Origin of the sequence: Micromonospora parastrephiae (genome assembly GCF_016802865.1) — a bacterium.
Classification (GTDB): Bacteria; Actinomycetota; Actinomycetes; order Mycobacteriales; family Micromonosporaceae; genus Micromonospora; species Micromonospora parastrephiae.
Genome location: NZ_JAEVHM010000008.1, coordinates 1 through 16,219 on the forward strand (window position 1 = coordinate 1; position 16,219 = coordinate 16,219).

The following is a 16,219-nucleotide window of genomic DNA, read 5'->3' on the forward strand; positions in this document are numbered from 1 at the left end:
GGCCTGCTCCCGCGCCCTCGCCGCGTCGGCCGCCGCGGTCTCGGCGTCGTCGCGGGCCTCGTCGCGTTCGGTCTGGGCCGCCGCTATCTCGGTGGCGGCCTCGGCGCGGGCCTGGGCGAGCTGCCGCTGCACCCCCACCGGGGACAGCTCGGCGTGCAGGGCCTCGGTCAGCGTCTCGACGATCTGGTCGAGCCGGTCCACCGCCTCCCACGTGCGGGCCACCTGCCCGGGCAGGCCGGGGGCGTTGCGGTGGCGCATCCGGCTGTTGCGCGACGCGCGCTGGCAGGCGCCGTCGTTGTCCCGGCAGTAGCGAAACGGTCGACCCGCGCCGACACGCTGCGGCACCGGCCGTCCACAGTGCGCACACGGACGGGTCTCGGCGGGGGTGAGCTGCGCGTCCATCGAGGGCGAAGTCTAGTGCCGGCCGTTCAGCTCGCGGCCCGGGCCGTCGCGTCCAGGGTGTAGCGGCGTTGCAGCAGCACCGCGGCTAGCATCGCCACCGCCGGCAGCAGCCCGAACCGTAGCGAACCGCCGCGAGCGCCGCGTCGGCGACTCACCGGCCGTCGAGGCCACGAAACCGCCGACGGCCAGCCACGTTGCCGGATTCTAGGGGCACCATGGCGGCCATGACCATGCCCCGCCGCCGTCCGGGTCGACCCCGGCGCGACGAGACCCGACCGACGCGCGAGGTGGTGCTCAACGCGGCCACCGACCAGGTCGGCGGCCTGTGGGTGTACGGGGCACCCGACTCGCCCGCGTACCGCACCCTGCACCTCAACACTGGCCGCCGGGATGTTGCGCCGGCACCGCGACGCGGACCGGTGAACCCGGCTCAGTGCTCCACGTCCATGCGCTGGGTGCCGATGACCGACAGCAGCCTCAGCGCCTCTTCCGAGGGTGAGCCGGGAACGGCCGTGTAGATCACGACCTGCTGGTCCCGGTCGGTGATGTCGAGGACGTCACAGTTCACGGTGACCGGGCCGACCAGCGGGTGCTGGAAGGTCTTGCACAGGGTGGGCTCGGCGCCCACGTCGTGGGAGGCCCACAGTTGGGCGAAGTCCTCACTCCCGGCGAGCAGGTCACCCACCAGCTCGGTCACCTCGGGATCGTCGGGGTAGCGCGCCGCGGTGGCGCGCAGGCGGCGGGCCGAGGTACGGGCGAACGCGTTTGCGTCGGACACCCCGTACAGCCGCCGCCCCTGCGGGTGGGGACCCAGGAAGACCCGGCGCACAAGGTTGCGGTGTCGCCGTGGCAGGGCGGAGAAGTCCTCCATGAGGGCAGCCGCGAGATCATTCCAGGCGATCACCTCGTACGCCGCAGAGGTCACGATCACGGCCGCCTGCGGCAGCCGTTGCAGGAGGTCGAGGACGCTCTGCCGTACCTCGCGGGAGGGCCCGGGCGGCGGCCCCGGCGGTGCGCCGGCGAGGTGGTGCAGGTGACTGCGCTCGGCGTTCGACAGCCGCAGGGCGCGGGCCAGCCCGGCCAGCACCTCACGCGATGGGCGCGGCCCGCGGGCCTGCTCCAGACGGGTGTAGTACTCGGTCGAGATGAACGCCAACTGGGCCGCCTCCTCACGACGCAGCCCGGGGGTGCGGCGGCGCGGCCCGGCGGGCAGGCCCACGTCGGCAGGCGTGATCCGCTCGCGCCTGCTACGCAGGAAGACAGCCAGCTCTCGTCGGTCCACACCCCCAGTGTGCACGTGATTCGCGGGACCGATCCAGGTACCGCCAGTGCCTGGATCGGCCCCGCGACCGGACGCAGGCTTGCTGCCATGGACAACACACCAAATGCTGACGAAACCACCCTGACCCCTACTGGTCTGTTGGCCGGCAAGGTCGCCTTCATCACCGGCGCTGGGCGCGGTATCGGTGCCGCCGCGGCCCGGTTGTTCGCCGCCGAGGGCGCCCGGGTGCTGCTCGCCGCCCGCACGGAGGAGCAACTGAAGGCGGTGACCGAGGAGGTCCGGGCAGCGGGCGGCACCGCGGACCACGTGGTCTGCGACCTGGCCGACGCGGCGAGCGTGCGCGCCGCGGTCGACCGCGTGGTCGAGTTGTACGGCCGCCTCGACGTCGCCTTCAACAACGGCGCGACGTTCGTGCCGCCCGGCCCGATGGACCGGGTGCGGGAGACCGACTTCGACCATGTCTACGCCGTGAACCTCAGGGGCCCGTGGCTGGCCATGGTCGCCGAGGTCGGCGCGATCCGGGCTACCGCCGGTACCGGGGCCATCGTCAACAACTCCAGCGTCGGCAGCCTGACGGGCAACCCCGAGCTGCCCGCCTACGGTGCGATGAAGCGGGCAGTGAACAGCCTCACCGAGTCGGCCGCCATCACGTACGGCCCGGAAGGCATCCGCGTGAACGCCATCGCGCCCGGCAACACACGGACGGAGATGATCCGCACCTGGGAGGGGGAGTCGCCCGGTCTCGTCGAACGACTCGTGGCGAACACGCCGCTGCGCCGTGCGGCCGAGCCCGTCGAAATCGCCCAGGCCGCCGCCTGGCTGCTCAGTGATCGCGCCTCGTTCGTCACCGGCACGGTTCTGCGGGTCGACGGCGGTGCGCGGGCCTGAGCGACGCCTCAGGGTGTGGCGATCGCGGCGCGGCTGCGGTCGGTGGCGATGCGGACGGCCAGCGCCGCGAGGGCCGTACCGGTCACCCACCGCTGCACCCGCAGCCACACCGGCCGACGGGCGAAGAACCCGGCAAGCGTGCCGGCGCTGAGCACGATCAGCGCGTTGACGCTCAGCGCGACGGCGATCTGGGTCAGTCCGAGCAGCAGGCTCTGCGCCGCCACGTGCCCCCGAGTCGGGTCGACGAACTGCGGCAGCAGCGACACGTACAGGATGGCGATCTTCGGGTTGAGCAGGTTGGTGACCAGGCCCATGGTGAACAGCCGCCGCGGCGGGTCCGGCGGCAGCGGCGCGGGCGTGAACGGTGACCGCCCGCCCGGACGCACCGTGCGCCAGGCCAGCCACAGCAGGTAACCGGCCCCGGCCAGCTTCACCACCGCGTACAGCGTGGGCACCAGGACGAACACGGCGGCCAGGCCGGCGACCGCCGTGGTCAGGTAGACGCCGAACCCGGCGGCCACCCCGAGCAGCGAGACCAGCCCGGCCCGGCGGCCCTGCGCCACCGAGCGCGAGACCAGGTAGACCATGTTCGGGCCGGGTGTGAGCACCAGCCCCAACGCCACCAACGCGATGCCCAGCAGGGCACCCGAACCCACCATGACGATCCCCCGTTTCACCGCCGACCGGACCGACCGTAGGCCGGGGCGGCCCCGCCGGCCGAGGGCCACCTGCCAGGTCGTGGCCCTGAAATCCGGTCAGCGGGGCGGAAACGTCCCTGGGTGGCAGTGCGCCGGGAATGGTCGCGGTCGCGGGGGCGCTGATCCGTCGCAAGTGCGTGTCGCCGGCCGGAGGGGGCGCGTTACGGTGGCCAGGGGAGGTGGCGCAGGGTGACCGAGGCGTGGGACGCGGCCGTGGAGGCGCAGATCCGGGGAGCCGTGCAACGCGGCGAGTTCGACAACCTGCCCGGCCTGGGCAAGCCGATCCCCGGGCGCGGAATGCCGTACGACGAGTCGTGGTGGATCAAGAGCTTCCTGGAGCGCGAGAAGCTGCCCAGCGACCTGCTGCTACCCACCCCACTGCAACTGCGTCGCCGTATCGAGCAGGTCCCCGACGAGGTCCGCGACCTGCCTACCGAGCAGTCCGTGCGGGACTTCGTGGCGCAGCTCAACGCCCAGATCGTGGCGTGGCTGCGCAACCCCGAAGGCCCGCGCGTGGCGGTCCGGCCGGTGAACGCCGACGAGGTAATCGGCCGCTGGCGCGCCGAGCGCGCCCGGCCCGGGGCCAGGGTGCCCGCCACCGAACCGGCAACCGCCGTCGCGCCGGCCCGCCGTCCCCGCCGGAGGTGGTGGCCGCGCTGGCGCCGTGCGGGCTGACCCCCACAGCGGCGACGGCAACGGCAGACTGTACCGATGTTGATCGAGTCACGGGCGTCGGACACCTCCCCGGCGCTCATCCTGCGCCCCTGGTGCGCGGACGACCTGGACGCATTGCTGGCCGCGTACCGGGATCCGGTGCTGCGCCGATGGACCCGTGTCCCGGTGACGAACGCCGCCGAGGGCCGGCGATGGCTGGACCGGACGCGACAGGACTGGACCGACGGCCGCCGGTACAGTCTCGCCGTTCTCGAGGGCGCCACGGACGATCCACGCCTCGTGGCGAACGTGGTGCTCAAGGGGGCCGCGCCCGAGCGGCCGGCCGCCGAGGTGGGCTACTGGACCGCGGTGTGGGCGCGCGGGCGTGGAATCGCCCCACGGGCGGTCACCGCGCTCAGTCGGTGGGCGTTCGACCGGTTCCCCCGGCTGGAGCGCCTCGACCTGCTGCACCAGGTGGACAACGTCGCGTCCTGCCGGGTGGCGCAGAAGAGCGGCTACGTGTTCCAGGAGGTGCTGCCGGCCCGGCCGCCGTTCCCCCTCGACGGTCACCGACACACGCTCACCGTCCGCTGACCTGGGGCCGGCTCACTCCAGAGCGGCCCGCCAAGTCCACGAGCTGCGCCGTGCCCGGCCGGGCAGGTCGCCACGACCGGTCATCCACAGCAGCACGTCGGGGGCGGCGCCCTCCGGGGCGTCCGGGAAGAGCCGCCGCAGCACCAGCGCGCTCAGCCGCTGCGGCGGCTGCCACCGCACGCCGAGCCCGAGGGTGATGTCGTGGCTGTGCAGCAGGGTCTCGGCCACGCCCATCGCGGCGAAGCCGGCCGGGTCGCAGGGACCGAAGTGCCAGGCCCGCGTGCCCGGCGGGGCGGCGTCGACGGCGACGGCGAGCAGCCCGGCGCAGGCACGCACCACGGTGAGTACCTGCGCCGGGCTCGCGTCGGGGGAGACCCGCAGGTCGTACGGCAGGTAACCGTCATCGGGGCGGCCGGTGACCTGGCCGGCGTACCCGAGAAGGTCGTGCGCGACGTGGGCGGCGGTGAGCCAGCAGCTCCAGCGCAGGGTGCCGGCCGGGACCGACCAGTCGTGCTCCTGGTACGGCCTCAGCACCCGGGTCATCTCGTCGGCTGCCTGGAGCAGGTCGGCGCCGGTCACCGCTGACATCCGTCGACCCTCTCAGCGGCGCCGCGCGGGTGCAACCGGGTTCGTCAGCCGGCTGCCGCGGGATGCGAGTCGAGGCGGTGTGTCGAGCCCGCCGCCAGGGCCTGGTCGACGTGCTGGATGCCCGCGCGGACCAGGTCGCCGTACTGGTCGGTCGGCAGCTGCACGGCGAGGCTGCGAGCGGTGACCAGGTACGCGCGGGCCCGGGTGCTGTTGCCCAGTCGTCGGTGCACGTCGGCGAGGCTCAGGTGCAGCGACGGTAGGAAGGCCCGCACCTGGAGCGCGGAGTGGTACTGCTGGGCGCGGTCGTCGGTGAGGTCGGCGACGGCGGCCAGCGCCCGTTCGTCCCACACCAGCTCGGCCTCGGCGGTGTCCTGGAGGTCGGCGAGGTAGTGGGCGAGGGTGCAGCGGTGCAGGGCGTCACCGGTGGGGCCGATCTCGTCCCACAGCGCGCTGAGCGATTCGCGGGCCTGGACCGGCGCACCGGATTGGCCGAGTTGCACCGCCTCGATGATGCGCTTCATGGTCGGGTCGGGTGTCGGTTGGTCGTCCATGCCGCCGATGCTCAGGCCTCAACCCGGTCGAGGGTCAACCCACCGGACATCGGTCGACCCTCGCCGGGTATCGCTCAGCTGCGCGCGGGTGACCACCCGTCGGCGACGAGCCGGGAGGCATCGGCGCCCTCGCCGTCGACGAGCACCCCGTACCGGTCCGCCGCGACGACCCGGTCGACGTAGACGCCACGCCCCTGACCGGAGCCGTCCGTGCTGCTGCTCCATCGCAGGTGGGTGGCCTGGTCGGGCAGCGCCACCGTAACCTGCCACCAGACCCGGCCCCCGTAGCCGGTGACCGTGCCGTCGGCGCTCCATTGGCGGGCGGCGTCGCGTAGGCGCATGGTCGACGGCGTCCAGGTCTGCCCGCCGTCGGTGGAGACCTCGAATCGTGCGCTGTCGTAGCGGGGTTCGGTGTCGTACCAGAGGAGGAAGCTCAGCGTCCCGCCCCGGGCGGGCCGGCGCAGCGGAGCGGTGAGGGTGCTCGTCGTGGAGTCGCGGGGATCGGCCCGCCAGGCGCTGGCCGAGCGCGGTCGCACCGGCATCGCCTCGGCGAGATCCCGCGCGACGGCGCGTCGGGCCACGTTGTTGCTGCCCCAGCCGCGGTCGGGGTGCACCCGGTTGCTGAGCATGATCACGAACGAGTGCGACAGCGGGTCGACGACGATCGACGTCCCGGTGAAGCCAGTGTGTCCGAAGGCCACCGGCGAGGAGAGCCCCATCATGTACCAGTGCTTGTTCAGCTCGAAGCCGAGCCCGCGGTCGCTCTCCGGATAGGCCGACTCCAGCGGCGCGTTGTAGTTGACCAGCATCGTGCGCACCGTCTCCGCGCGAAGGATCCGCCGGCCGCGGTAGTCGCCGCCGTTGAGCAGTGACTGGCACAGCACGGCCAGGTCCGCCGCCGTGGAGAAGACCCCCGCGTGCCCGGCGACGCCGCCGAGCGACCACGCGTTCTCGTCGTGTACCTCGCCCCACACCATGCCGCGTCCGGCATACGGCTGGTATTCGGTCGCGGCGATCCGCGACCGCCGCTCCGCGCCCGGGTTGTAGCCGGTGTCGGTCATGCCCAACGGCCCGGTCACGCCGTCGCGGACCAGGTCGGCCAGCGGCCGGCCGGTCACCCGCTCCACCAGTACGCCCAGCGAGATCAGCCCGAGGTCGGAGTAGACGTACTGGGCACCGGGTGTCGCCCCGGCCGCGAGGGGCGTGGCGAGCGCTGCGGCGAACCGCTCGGCCGGTGTGGGGTACCGGCTCCACAGCGGCGTGAACGCGGGCAGACCCGACGTGTGGGTGAGCAGCATCCGGACGGTGACCGTCTCCTTGCCGCCGGCGGCGAACTCCGGGACGTACCGGGCGACCGGCGCGTCCAGCTCCACCCGCCCCCGCTCCACCTGCTGCATGGTGACGATCGTGGTGAACAGCTTGGACACCGACGCCAGGTCGAAGATGGTGTCGGGGCGGGTCGCGATCTGCTGGTCGGCGGGGAGTTCCACGCCGACCAGGCCGGGCGGTGGCCCGACGGAGGCGTACTTCACCGCGCTGCCCACGGCGGCGTGCTGGACGATGACGCCGTCCTTGGCGGCGAGGACCACCGCGCCCGCGTACGCCGGGTAGTCGGGGTGGTCCGGCGTCGGTTGAAGGTACGCCGCCAGGTCGGCGGGCAGGCGATCCACCTGCTCGGGGAGCAGCCCGACCTGGCGGGCGCTGCCGCGCCGCAACGTGTCGTGTCGGAAGTGGATGTCGGCGGGGGTGACGGACGGCGGACCGGACCCGGCCGGGGCGGCCACCGCCCCGGTGACGGGCAGGGTCGTGCCCAGGACCACCAGGGCCAGGCCGAGCGCGAGTGAACGGAGCGGGCGACGGGTCGGCATGGTCATGACCGCACTCCTCAGTAGAGCAGGTAGGGCCGGCGGCGCCGGTTGAAGGTGGCCAACTCCTCGGCCCAGGCACCGACGACGTCGTCCACGTCGGCTCCGGCGTCGATCTGGGTACGCAGGCGCGGCGACCCGGTGAGCTTGTCGATCCAGTACGGGCGCACGGTGTCCCAGGAGTCGCGTCGCCAGGCGAACGCCGGGTACTTGTGCGCCTCCACCAACATCGCGACGCCGGTGCGGATCGGGTCGTACACCGCCCGGTCGACGACCTTGACCTCGACGCCGGCGCAGAGCTTGTTGAGCAGGTCCGGCTTCTGCCCGGCCGAGGTGGGCGAGAAGTACGCCTCGCGGAACTCCACTCCGGGCAGGTTCCGGGCGTTGAGCCGGTCACCCCAGTGGTGGTCGAAGTCCGTCGCCAGCCCACCGATCAGCTCGAACGGGCGGCACGTGCCGCGGCCCTCGGTGATCGACGCGACGCCCTCGAACAGGCCGGTACCCGGGTAGACAAGGGCGGTGTCCGGGGTGGGCATGTTCGGGCTGGGCATCACCCAGGGCACGCCGGTGTCGGCGGCGAGGTCGTCGCGCTTCCAGTTCCGGCACCGCACCACGTGCAGGTCGACCGGTCGCCCCGCCTCGGCCGGCAGGAAGGTGGCGTTGAAGAACCGGGCCAGCTCCCCGACTGTCATCCCGTGCTGCTGGATGATCTCCTTGAGGCCCACCCCCGAGGTGTACGGGCTGGTCATCATCGGTCCGTACGCGCGCCCGCCGATGGGGTTGGGCCGGTCCAGCACGACGTAGCGTTTGCCGACCCGGGCCGCGGCGACCATCGAGGTGTACATCGTCCAGATGTAGGTGTAGAAGCGGACCCCGACGTCCTGGATGTCGAAGACCACCGTGTCCACCCCGGCCTCGGTGAACATGGCTTCCCACCGGGCCTGCGAGGCGCCGTACGCGTCGTAGACCGGGATGCCGGTGCGTGCGTCGACGCCGGTGCCCTCGCTGCCACCGGCCTGCGCGGAGCCGCGGAAGCCGTGTTCCGGGCCGAACGCCGCGGCCAGTTGTACCCGACCCGAGCCGTGCATCAGGTCGACGAGGTGCCGGTAGGACGCGTCGACGCCGGTGGGGTTGGAGACGACGCCCACCCGCTGGCCGGCGAGTTCGGCGAATCCGGAGGACACCAGCTCGTCGAGGCCGGTGCGGACCGCACGGCCACGGGGGCTCGCCGCCGCGGGCGCCAGTGCCCCCGCGCTCGCCCCCAGCGCGCCGGTTCCGACGGCTCCGACAAGGAAGTTCCTGCGCTGCATTGGTTGCCTCCTACCAGCTCAGGCCGTGGCCGTAGGGGTAGAGCACGGAGCCCGTCCCCTCGGCCGTGGGGATCGTGACGGGTAGCTGCCCGCGCGGGGACAGCTCGCCGTGCAGCGCGCGGACGAGCGTGTCCATCGCCGCCCGCGTGTACGAATACGTCGCCAGGTAGGTGGTCACGCCCGGCAGATACGCGATGTCGTACGGGTCGCGGACGGCCACGACGACCACGGGTTTCCCTGTGGCCAGCAGCGCCGCGACGAGGCGTTGCTGGGTGGCGCGCGGGTCGGTGACGGCGGTGTCCCACGCCTTGTTCACCAGCACGACGGTGAGGTCGTGCTCGGCGGCCTGGCTCGCCGTGGCGGCGATCGTCGCGTCGGAGGGCAGGGTCGCCGGTCGGGCGGTGGCGCGGGCACCGCGGGTGGTGAATCCGGCGGCGACCGTCGCCACCGGTGCGAAGGCGGCGCTGTCCCAGCCGGTGATCAGCACCGATCGGTCGGCGCGGGGCAGCGGCAGCACGCCGGCGTCGTTACGGACGGCGGTGAGCGTCGGGTCGGTGACCCGGGCGACGGCCGCGAGGTGCTCCGGCGCGCCGACGGTCCGGACCGCCTCGTCGACGTCGACCAGCGGAGAGCGGGCCAGTCCCTGCCGATACTTCATGCCGAGGATGCGCCGGACCGACTCGTCGATCCGGCGCTCGGTGAGCTCGCCGGTGGCGACGGCCCGCAGCACCGCGTCCCGCGCCAGCGCGAGGTCCGGCGGCATCAGGAGCTGGTCGGCGCCGGCCTTGAGCGCCAGCACGGGCACCCGCTCGTCGCCGTACTTCTCCCGTACGCCGGCCATGTTCAGCGCGTCGGTGACGATGACGCCGCGGAAGCCGAGCTCACCGCGCAGCACGCCGGTGAGGATCTTCGGCGACAACGTCGCGGGATCGTCGGACGGGTCGAGTGCCGGAACCACGATGTGCGCGGTCATGATTGATTCGACGCCGGCGCTGATCGCCCGGCGGAACGGCGGCGCGTCGATCCGGTCCCACTCGGCGCGGCTGTGGTTGATCACCGGGAGGCCGGTGTGGCTGTCGGTGGCCGTGTCGCCGTGCCCGGGGAAGTGCTTCGCCACGGCGGTCACCCCAGCCCGGTCCTGGAAGCCGGTGACCTGGGCGGCGGTGAGGTCGGCCACCAGGGTGGGGTCGGCGCCGAAGGACCGTACGCCGATCACCGGGTTGCCGGGGTTGACGTTGACGTCGGCGATAGGCGCGTACGGCTGCCGGATGCCGACGGCCCGCAGTTCCCGCCCGGTGACGTCCGCCGCCGTCCGGGCGGCGGCGGGGGACCGCGCGGCACCCAGGGCCATCGCGCCGGGGAACTGCGCGGCGGGGGAGGGCATCCGTAGCACCGTGCCCTGTTCCTGGTCGGTCGAGATGAGCAGGGGCACCCGACCCTTCGCACCGTCAGCGAGGGCGGCCCGCTGGAGTCCGTTGGAGAGGGTGGCGATCTGGCGGGGACTGTCCAGGTTGTGCGACCAGGAGAAGTAGCAGACGCCGCCGAGGTGGTACCGGTCGATGACCTCCGCTGGCGTCTCGACGCCGAACGCGGCCCGGTTCGCGGCCCGGTCGGCGGCCGTGGGTTCGGTGGCGTCACCGCCGTACACGTAGGTCGCGAAGAGCTGGCCCACCTTCTGCTCCAGGCTCATGTGCCGCAGCGTGGAGGTGACCCAACCGTGTTCGGCGGACGGCGGGTGCGGGTTGGAGGCTCGGGCAGGGATGGGGGCGAGGGTGGCCGCCAGTGTGGCCGCCCAGGCGGTCGCGGTAACGAGTCGGGTCTGCATAGACGCCTCTCAGTCCGGGTGGCTGAAACTTAGCTACGCGTGCGGCCATCGTCAAGAAGAGAACCTACGGATTGCCGCCGGCCGAAGGCGAGGATCGAGCCCTGCCACACCACGAACTGATCATCGAGTCGGCAAATTACATGCGATTGCTCAAATCTTGCAGATTTCTGTCTCTGTTCCGTAGGCTGTGGTGGTGAATGGACGTCCGCTGGTCGAGGCGAGGAATCTGACGAAGACCTATCCGCCGCGCGGGTCCACAGCGGAGTTCCACGCGGTCGACGGCATCGACTTCGAGGTCCAGCGGGGAGAGTCCTTCGGACTTCTCGGCCCCAACGGCGCCGGCAAGTCCACCACCATGCGGATGATCGCCGCGACGTCGCCGATCAGCGGCGGCAGCCTGCGCGTGCTCGGCATGGACCCGATGAGACAGGGCCCCCAGATCCGGGCCCGGCTCGGCGTCGTGACACAGGACGACTACCTGGACAACGAGCTCACCGTGCGGGAGAACCTGCACATCTACGGGCGGTACTTCAGCCTGCCGCGAGCCGTCATCCGGGACCGTGCGACCCGACTGCTGGATTTCGCCCAGCTTCGGGAGAAAGCCGGCGACCAGGTCGAGACGCTCTCCGGCGGGATGCGCCGGCGACTGACCATCGCCCGCGCCCTGATCAACGAACCCGACATCCTGCTGCTCGACGAGCCGACCACCGGCCTCGACCCGCAGGCCCGGCACATCCTGTGGGACCGGCTCTTCCGGCTCAAGCAGGAGGGCGTCACGCTCATCCTCACCACGCACTACATGGACGAGGCCGAGCAGCTCTGCGACCGGCTCATCGTCGTCGACCACGGCCGGATCGTCGCGCAGGGCTCCCCTCGTGAACTGATCAGCAGGTACGCCACCCGGGACGTTCTCGAACTCCGTTTCCGCCTGGACGAACGGGACACCGCAGCGGAGAAGCTCCGGACGTCGGCACTGGCCACCGGCGGCAACGACACCGATGGTCGCGTCGAACTGCTTCCCGACCGGGTGCTCGTCTACGCCGCCGACGGCGAGGCGGCCCTCGCCACGGTGCACGCCATGTCGCTCACGCCGCTCACCGCACTGGTCCGCCGCGCGACGTTGGAGGACGTGTTCCTCACGCTCACCGGCCGATCGCTCATCGAGTAGCAGGAGAGAGAGCCCTGGTGCTTCACGCATTCGGATACTGGTTCACGCTCTACCGGCGTACCTGGCGTGGCTCGATCGTCATCAACGTGCTGAACCCGTTGCTGTTCCTCATCGGCATCGGCGCCGGCCTCGGCGCCCTCGTCGACGACAACGCGCCAGCCCAGATCGCCGGCGTCTCCTACGCGGCGTTCTTCGCACCGGGCATGCTGGCCGCGGCCGCGATGCAGAACGCGTTCCTGGAGGGGTCCGCGGGGGTCGCCCGAGCTGCGGGCTTCGGGGCCTACCGCAGCGCCACACCGACGCCGCTCACGCCGGAGCAGCTCGCCGCCGGGCATCTGCTCTTCATCGCCTTCCGGGTGCTCATCGCCAGCGGCGCCTTCATCGTGGTGATGGCCGCGTTCGGGCTGATCTCGGGATGGTGGGCTCTCGGCGCCCTGCTCGGCGCGACGCTGACCGGGGTCGCGTTCGCGGCGCCGGCCGCGGCGTGGGCGGTCGGGGTACGCAAGCTGCGCCACGTCGACACGGTGTTCCGCTTCGTCATCATGCCGCTCTACATGTTCTCCGGTACGTTCTTCGCGGTCTCGCAACTACCGGAGTGGATCCGCCCGGTGTCCTACCTGCTGCCGTTGTGGCACGGGGTGGAGCTGTGCCGCACGCTGAGCCTCGGCTCGGCGACGATCACCGGCAGTTCCGTCCACATCGCCTACCTGCTGGCGCTCGCCATCGGCGGCTTCCTGGTCGCGCGCATCACCTACCGCCGACGGTTGCACCCGTGACGGCCCACGCCGAGAGCCTCGTGGAGACACCATGACCACCGTCGTCGTACCGGCCTGGACGAGACGCCGAGCCCTGGCGCTCATCGAACGCAACTTCATGATCTACCGCCGGTCGGTCACGCCGTTGCTCAACGCGCTCGTCGAACCGATCCTGTACCTGTTGTCGATCGGTGTCGGCGTCGGGCTGCTCGTCGGCACGGTACCCGGTGTCGATGTCCCGTACGCCGTCTACGTGGCCCCGGCGATCCTGGCCACGACCGCGATGAACACCGCGTTCAACCAGACGAGCTTCGGCGTCTTCATCCGCTTGCGGGTCGAGAAGACCTACGAGGCGATCCTGCCGACACCGCTCTCCGTCAGCGACATCGCCGTCGGCGAGGTCACCAGCGCGATGATCAACGGGTTGTTGACGTCGATCGGGTTCCTCACCGTCATGGCGGCCGGTGGGCTGGTCACCTCGGCCTGGGTGCTGCTGGCCCTACCGGCGTCGGTGCTGATCTCGTACGCGTTCGCCGCTGCGGGACTGGCCGTCACGACGTACCTGCGCGACTTCCCCGACTTCCAGTACATCCAGCTCTTCATGCTGCCGATGTTCCTGTTCGCGACGACGTTCTATCCCCTGTCGGTCTATCCGGAGGCGGTGCGGCCCCTGATCCAGGCGCTGCCGCTCTACCACAGCATCGAGCTGGTCCGGGAGCCGGCGTTGGGCCACCTGAGCTGGGACGTACTGATCCCGGTGGTCTACCTCGTCGCCTTCGGTTCGATCGCGATGTACGTCGCCACTCGTCGAATGACCCGTGCGATGCTGCGCTGACAACCTCGGCCGGAGCGGGCCTCCCGGCGACCTCGGCCCTGGCGCCGGTGTTGGCCGCATTCCTGGCCGGCGGGGACCGTGTGCCCCAAAGTGGCGATGAGCTTGAGCAGAGGGGCGTACGGTCGTTCGTCATGTCGACTGATCTACGCTGCGCGGTGCTGGACGACTACCAGGGGGTGGCCCTCGGGCTGGCGGACTGGTCCGCGGTCCGGGCCACCAGCTTCCGCGAGCACTTCACGAGCACCGACGAGCTCGTGGCGGCCATCCATGACCGCGAGATCGTGGTCGCCATGAGGGAGCGCACGCCGTTCCCCGCCGAGGTGTTCGACCGGCTGCCCCACCTGCGGCTGCTCGTCACCACCGGCATGAGCAACGCCGCCATCGACCTGGAGGCGGCGCGGGCGCACGGCGTCACGGTGTGCGGCACCGGCGGCGGCTGGACCTCGACGGTCGAGCTGACGTGGGCGCTGATCCTCGGTGTGGCCCGCCACCTGGTGTCCGAAGCGACCGCGCTGCGCAGCGGCGGTCCGTGGCAGCACACCCTCGGCACCGACCTGCACGGACGCACCCTCGGGCTGCTCGGCTTGGGCAGGATCGGGTCGAAGGTGGCGGCGGTCGGGCGGGCGCTCGGCATGGACGTGTCGGCCTGGAGCCAGAACCTGACACGCGCGCGGGCCGAGGAGGTCGGCGCGCGGCCGGCGGGCAGCCTGGACGATCTTCTCGCCGGCTCCGACGTCGTCTCCGTTCACCTCGTGCTCGGCGACCGGACGCGCGGGCTCGTCGGCGCGCGGGAACTCGCACTGATGAAGCCGACCGCCTACCTGGTCAACACCGCGCGGGCGGCGATCGTCGACCAGTCCGCCCTGGCGTCCGCGCTGCGCGAGAAGCGGATCGCGGGGGCCGGGCTGGACGTGTTCGACGAGGAGCCGCTGCCCGCCGGCCACGAGTTCCGTACGCTACCGAACGTGCTGGCCACGCCGCACCTCGGCTATGTCAGCGAGCTCAACTATGCGACGTTCTTCCGGGACGCCGTGGACGATATCGGCACCTTCCTCGACGGCAGGCCAATCCGGTTGCTGACCTGATCCACTCGACCCAACACCGCCTACCGGCCGGTGATGGACGCCCCCGGACCTGCTGGCCCGGTGCGCCGACCTGCCGAACAGGTCCCGGATTTCCCTTCGCTGACCGCAGCACCATCACGCAGCTGGTGCATGTGGACGCCCCGTGAAGGGCCATCAGAGCGGGTCAGCGGATGAGGGCGCGGGTGAGGAGGCGCTGCAGGGCGTCCTGCTCATCGGTGGTCAGAGGAGACAGGGGGGAGTCTTCGGAGAGCAGCTCGAGAAGGCGTTCGCGGAGTTCGGTGCCCTTGGGGGTCAGGACGAGCTGCTTGGAGCGCCGATCGTCGGGGTGTGGGTGGCGTTCGAGGTAGCCCTGCTCCGCGAGGCGATCGGCGATGAAGGTGACGTTGGAGGGCTCGCAGCTCATCCGTTCGGCGAGTTCGCGCAGGGTCAAGGGGTGGGTCAGCTCGCGCAGGGCGTTGCCCTGTGAGGCGGTCAGACCGAGGGCGGCCGCCCGGACCCGGAGGTGGGCTTCGATGTGACTGGCCAGGTCCTTTACCAGCCCGCACAGCTGGCGGTCGTCTTGGCTTTGGGGCTCGCGCTCGGTGGACACGTCACAAGATTACTACAACTCACATAGTTGCAGTTGAAGTCATTCTAGTTGTAACTTTCTGCTCGTGTCGCCGCCCGGCGGCACGTCTCCGAGCAGGAGGTAGGACCATATGGCCACGACGACCGATTTCGACCGCGTACGGCTGACAAGTGCACCGCGCGTCCGTTCGCTCAGCCTGGGTGAACTGAAGATCACCTACATTCCGGACGGGCTGGCCCTGTGCAAGCCGCGCGGCTGGCTGCCCGCCGCCAGCGACGCGGACTGGGCGGCCAACCGGGATCATCTCGACGACGCCGGCTTCCTTCCCGCAGCCGTCGGCGGGCTGCTGGTCGAGCGGGGTGACCGGGCGCTGCTCATCGACACCGGGTTCGGACCCGAGTCCCACCCCGACGACCCGGCCAACCCGATGCTGGGCAGCATTCACGGAGGTGAGCTGCTGAACGGCCTGCGGCGACTGGGCCGCGAGCCGCGCCAGATCGAGGCCGTCGCCATCACCCACCTGCACCTCGACCACCTGGGCTGGGCCTGGAGCGCCGAGCCCGGTGCCGATGCGCCGCCGTTCGCGCACGCCACCCACTTCGTCGCGGCACCCGAGTGGGAGCGGCGCGATCTGGCCGCCGGGGCCGGGGCGACCGAGGAACGCCTGGCCGCCTTCGCGTCCCGCGTCCGTATGGTCCAGGACGGCGAGGAGATTTTCCCCGGCGTGCGGGCCTCGCTCTCGCTCGGACACACCGTCGGCCACGCCACGTACACCATCACCGACGGCGACCGGCGGCTCATCGCGTTCGGCGACGCGATGCACGCGCCGGTACAGGTCACTTATCCCGAATGGGGCTGTGGGATCGACCACGACCCCGCCGAGGCCGCCGAGCACCGCCGCCGCCTGGTCGACGAGCTGAGCCGACCCGACACCATCGGCTACGGCAACCACTTCGCCGACGTGGTCTTCGGACGCGCCGAGCGCCGCCCCGACGGCCGGTTCACCTGGATCCCCGTCGCCTGACCATCCCACCCGGCGGTGCGACCCCTGGAACGGGCCGCGCCACCGCGCACCGATGAGCGCGGCAACAAGTCGTACACATTTTCAAGAGAACGGAGAATTGTCGTGAAGCGCATCAAGCTGGGGGACC

The 16,219-nt window shown here is 71.6% G+C and carries 17 protein-coding genes and 1 pseudogene; 8 read left to right on the forward strand and 10 right to left on the reverse strand.

Translation table 11 applies throughout. The features are described from left to right. The 3 genes and pseudogenes from JNW91_RS03505 to JNW91_RS03510 form a co-directional block, all read right to left on the reverse strand. Positions 1-402, reverse strand: a pseudogene (locus JNW91_RS03505) (hypothetical protein); the annotation flags it as partial. 26 nt (positions 403-428) lie between these two features. Next, positions 429-557 carry a hypothetical protein gene (locus JNW91_RS33055; RefSeq protein ID WP_255544960.1) on the reverse strand — a complete coding sequence of 43 codons (129 nt, stop codon included), beginning with the start codon at positions 555-557 and terminating at the stop codon, positions 429-431. A gap of 275 nt (positions 558-832) precedes the next feature. Then, a complete protein-coding gene (locus JNW91_RS03510; protein ID WP_203173501.1) occupies positions 833-1,684 on the reverse strand; it encodes a helix-turn-helix transcriptional regulator in 852 nt (283 codons plus the stop codon). Between the two features lie 87 nt (positions 1,685-1,771). Here JNW91_RS03510 and JNW91_RS03515 point away from each other — a divergent pair, with 87 nt between their 5' ends. Then, positions 1,772-2,572: an SDR family NAD(P)-dependent oxidoreductase gene (locus JNW91_RS03515; RefSeq protein WP_203173502.1), complete on the forward strand. Its 801-nt coding sequence runs from the start codon at positions 1,772-1,774 to the stop codon at positions 2,570-2,572. 8 nt (positions 2,573-2,580) lie between these two features. On the opposite strand, the gene JNW91_RS03520 is transcribed toward JNW91_RS03515, so the two are convergent. Beyond that, the gene (locus tag JNW91_RS03520) at positions 2,581-3,231 is read right to left on the reverse strand and encodes a LysE family translocator (protein ID WP_203173503.1); all 651 of its coding nucleotides are present in this window, start codon (positions 3,229-3,231) and stop codon (positions 2,581-2,583) included. Between the two features lie 228 nt (positions 3,232-3,459). On the opposite strand from JNW91_RS03520, the gene JNW91_RS03525 reads away from it, so the two are divergent. Both JNW91_RS03525 and JNW91_RS03530 read left to right on the forward strand, forming a co-directional pair. Continuing rightward, on the forward strand, positions 3,460-3,945 hold the full coding sequence (locus JNW91_RS03525; RefSeq protein ID WP_203173504.1) for a DnaJ family domain-containing protein: 486 nt from the start codon (positions 3,460-3,462) through the stop codon (positions 3,943-3,945). A 36-nt stretch (positions 3,946-3,981) separates the two neighbouring features. Next, positions 3,982-4,518 (forward strand): GNAT family N-acetyltransferase, encoded by a 537-nt coding sequence (locus JNW91_RS03530; protein WP_203173505.1) that lies wholly within the window; start codon positions 3,982-3,984, stop codon positions 4,516-4,518. 12 nt (positions 4,519-4,530) lie between these two features. Here JNW91_RS03530 and JNW91_RS03535 read toward each other — a convergent pair whose 3' ends face one another. The 5 genes from JNW91_RS03535 to JNW91_RS03555 all read right to left on the reverse strand — a co-directional run bounded on the left by JNW91_RS03535 (position 4,531) and on the right by JNW91_RS03555 (position 10,657). Then, complete coding sequence (locus JNW91_RS03535) at positions 4,531-5,106, reverse strand: maleylpyruvate isomerase N-terminal domain-containing protein (protein WP_203173506.1); 576 nt, start codon at positions 5,104-5,106, stop codon at positions 4,531-4,533. A 44-nt stretch (positions 5,107-5,150) separates the two neighbouring features. Beyond that, positions 5,151-5,657: a hypothetical protein gene (locus JNW91_RS03540; RefSeq protein ID WP_203173507.1), complete on the reverse strand. Its 507-nt coding sequence runs from the start codon at positions 5,655-5,657 to the stop codon at positions 5,151-5,153. A gap of 74 nt (positions 5,658-5,731) precedes the next feature. Continuing rightward, the gene (locus tag JNW91_RS03545) at positions 5,732-7,531 is read right to left on the reverse strand and encodes a serine hydrolase domain-containing protein (protein WP_238424296.1); all 1,800 of its coding nucleotides are present in this window, start codon (positions 7,529-7,531) and stop codon (positions 5,732-5,734) included. 11 nt (positions 7,532-7,542) lie between these two features. Beyond that, complete coding sequence (locus JNW91_RS03550; RefSeq protein ID WP_203173508.1) at positions 7,543-8,832, reverse strand: exo-beta-N-acetylmuramidase NamZ family protein; 1,290 nt, start codon at positions 8,830-8,832, stop codon at positions 7,543-7,545. 10 nt (positions 8,833-8,842) lie between these two features. After that, positions 8,843-10,657 (reverse strand): glycoside hydrolase family 3 protein, encoded by a 1,815-nt coding sequence (locus tag JNW91_RS03555; RefSeq protein ID WP_203173509.1) that lies wholly within the window; start codon positions 10,655-10,657, stop codon positions 8,843-8,845. Between the two features lie 190 nt (positions 10,658-10,847). Here JNW91_RS03555 and JNW91_RS03560 point away from each other — a divergent pair, with 190 nt between their 5' ends. The 4 genes from JNW91_RS03560 to JNW91_RS03575 all read left to right on the forward strand — a co-directional run bounded on the left by JNW91_RS03560 (position 10,848) and on the right by JNW91_RS03575 (position 14,500). Further along, the gene (locus tag JNW91_RS03560) at positions 10,848-11,825 is read left to right on the forward strand and encodes an ABC transporter ATP-binding protein (protein ID WP_203173510.1); all 978 of its coding nucleotides are present in this window, start codon (positions 10,848-10,850) and stop codon (positions 11,823-11,825) included. A gap of 17 nt (positions 11,826-11,842) precedes the next feature. Continuing rightward, a complete protein-coding gene (locus JNW91_RS03565; protein ID WP_203173511.1) occupies positions 11,843-12,601 on the forward strand; it encodes an ABC transporter permease in 759 nt (252 codons plus the stop codon). Between the two features lie 31 nt (positions 12,602-12,632). Beyond that, positions 12,633-13,415 carry an ABC transporter permease gene (locus JNW91_RS03570; protein WP_203173512.1) on the forward strand — a complete coding sequence of 261 codons (783 nt, stop codon included), beginning with the start codon at positions 12,633-12,635 and terminating at the stop codon, positions 13,413-13,415. A gap of 131 nt (positions 13,416-13,546) precedes the next feature. Then, a complete protein-coding gene (locus JNW91_RS03575; protein ID WP_203173513.1) occupies positions 13,547-14,500 on the forward strand; it encodes a D-2-hydroxyacid dehydrogenase family protein in 954 nt (317 codons plus the stop codon). A 163-nt stretch (positions 14,501-14,663) separates the two neighbouring features. On the opposite strand, the gene JNW91_RS31780 is transcribed toward JNW91_RS03575, so the two are convergent. Continuing rightward, on the reverse strand, positions 14,664-15,089 hold the full coding sequence (locus JNW91_RS31780) for a MarR family winged helix-turn-helix transcriptional regulator (RefSeq protein WP_203173514.1): 426 nt from the start codon (positions 15,087-15,089) through the stop codon (positions 14,664-14,666). Positions 15,090-15,198: 109 nt separating this feature from the next. On the opposite strand from JNW91_RS31780, the gene JNW91_RS03585 reads away from it, so the two are divergent. Next, entirely contained in the window at positions 15,199-16,092 is an 894-nt protein-coding gene (locus JNW91_RS03585; protein WP_203173515.1) for an MBL fold metallo-hydrolase, read from the forward strand. Positions 16,093-16,219: the final 127 nt, after the last annotated feature.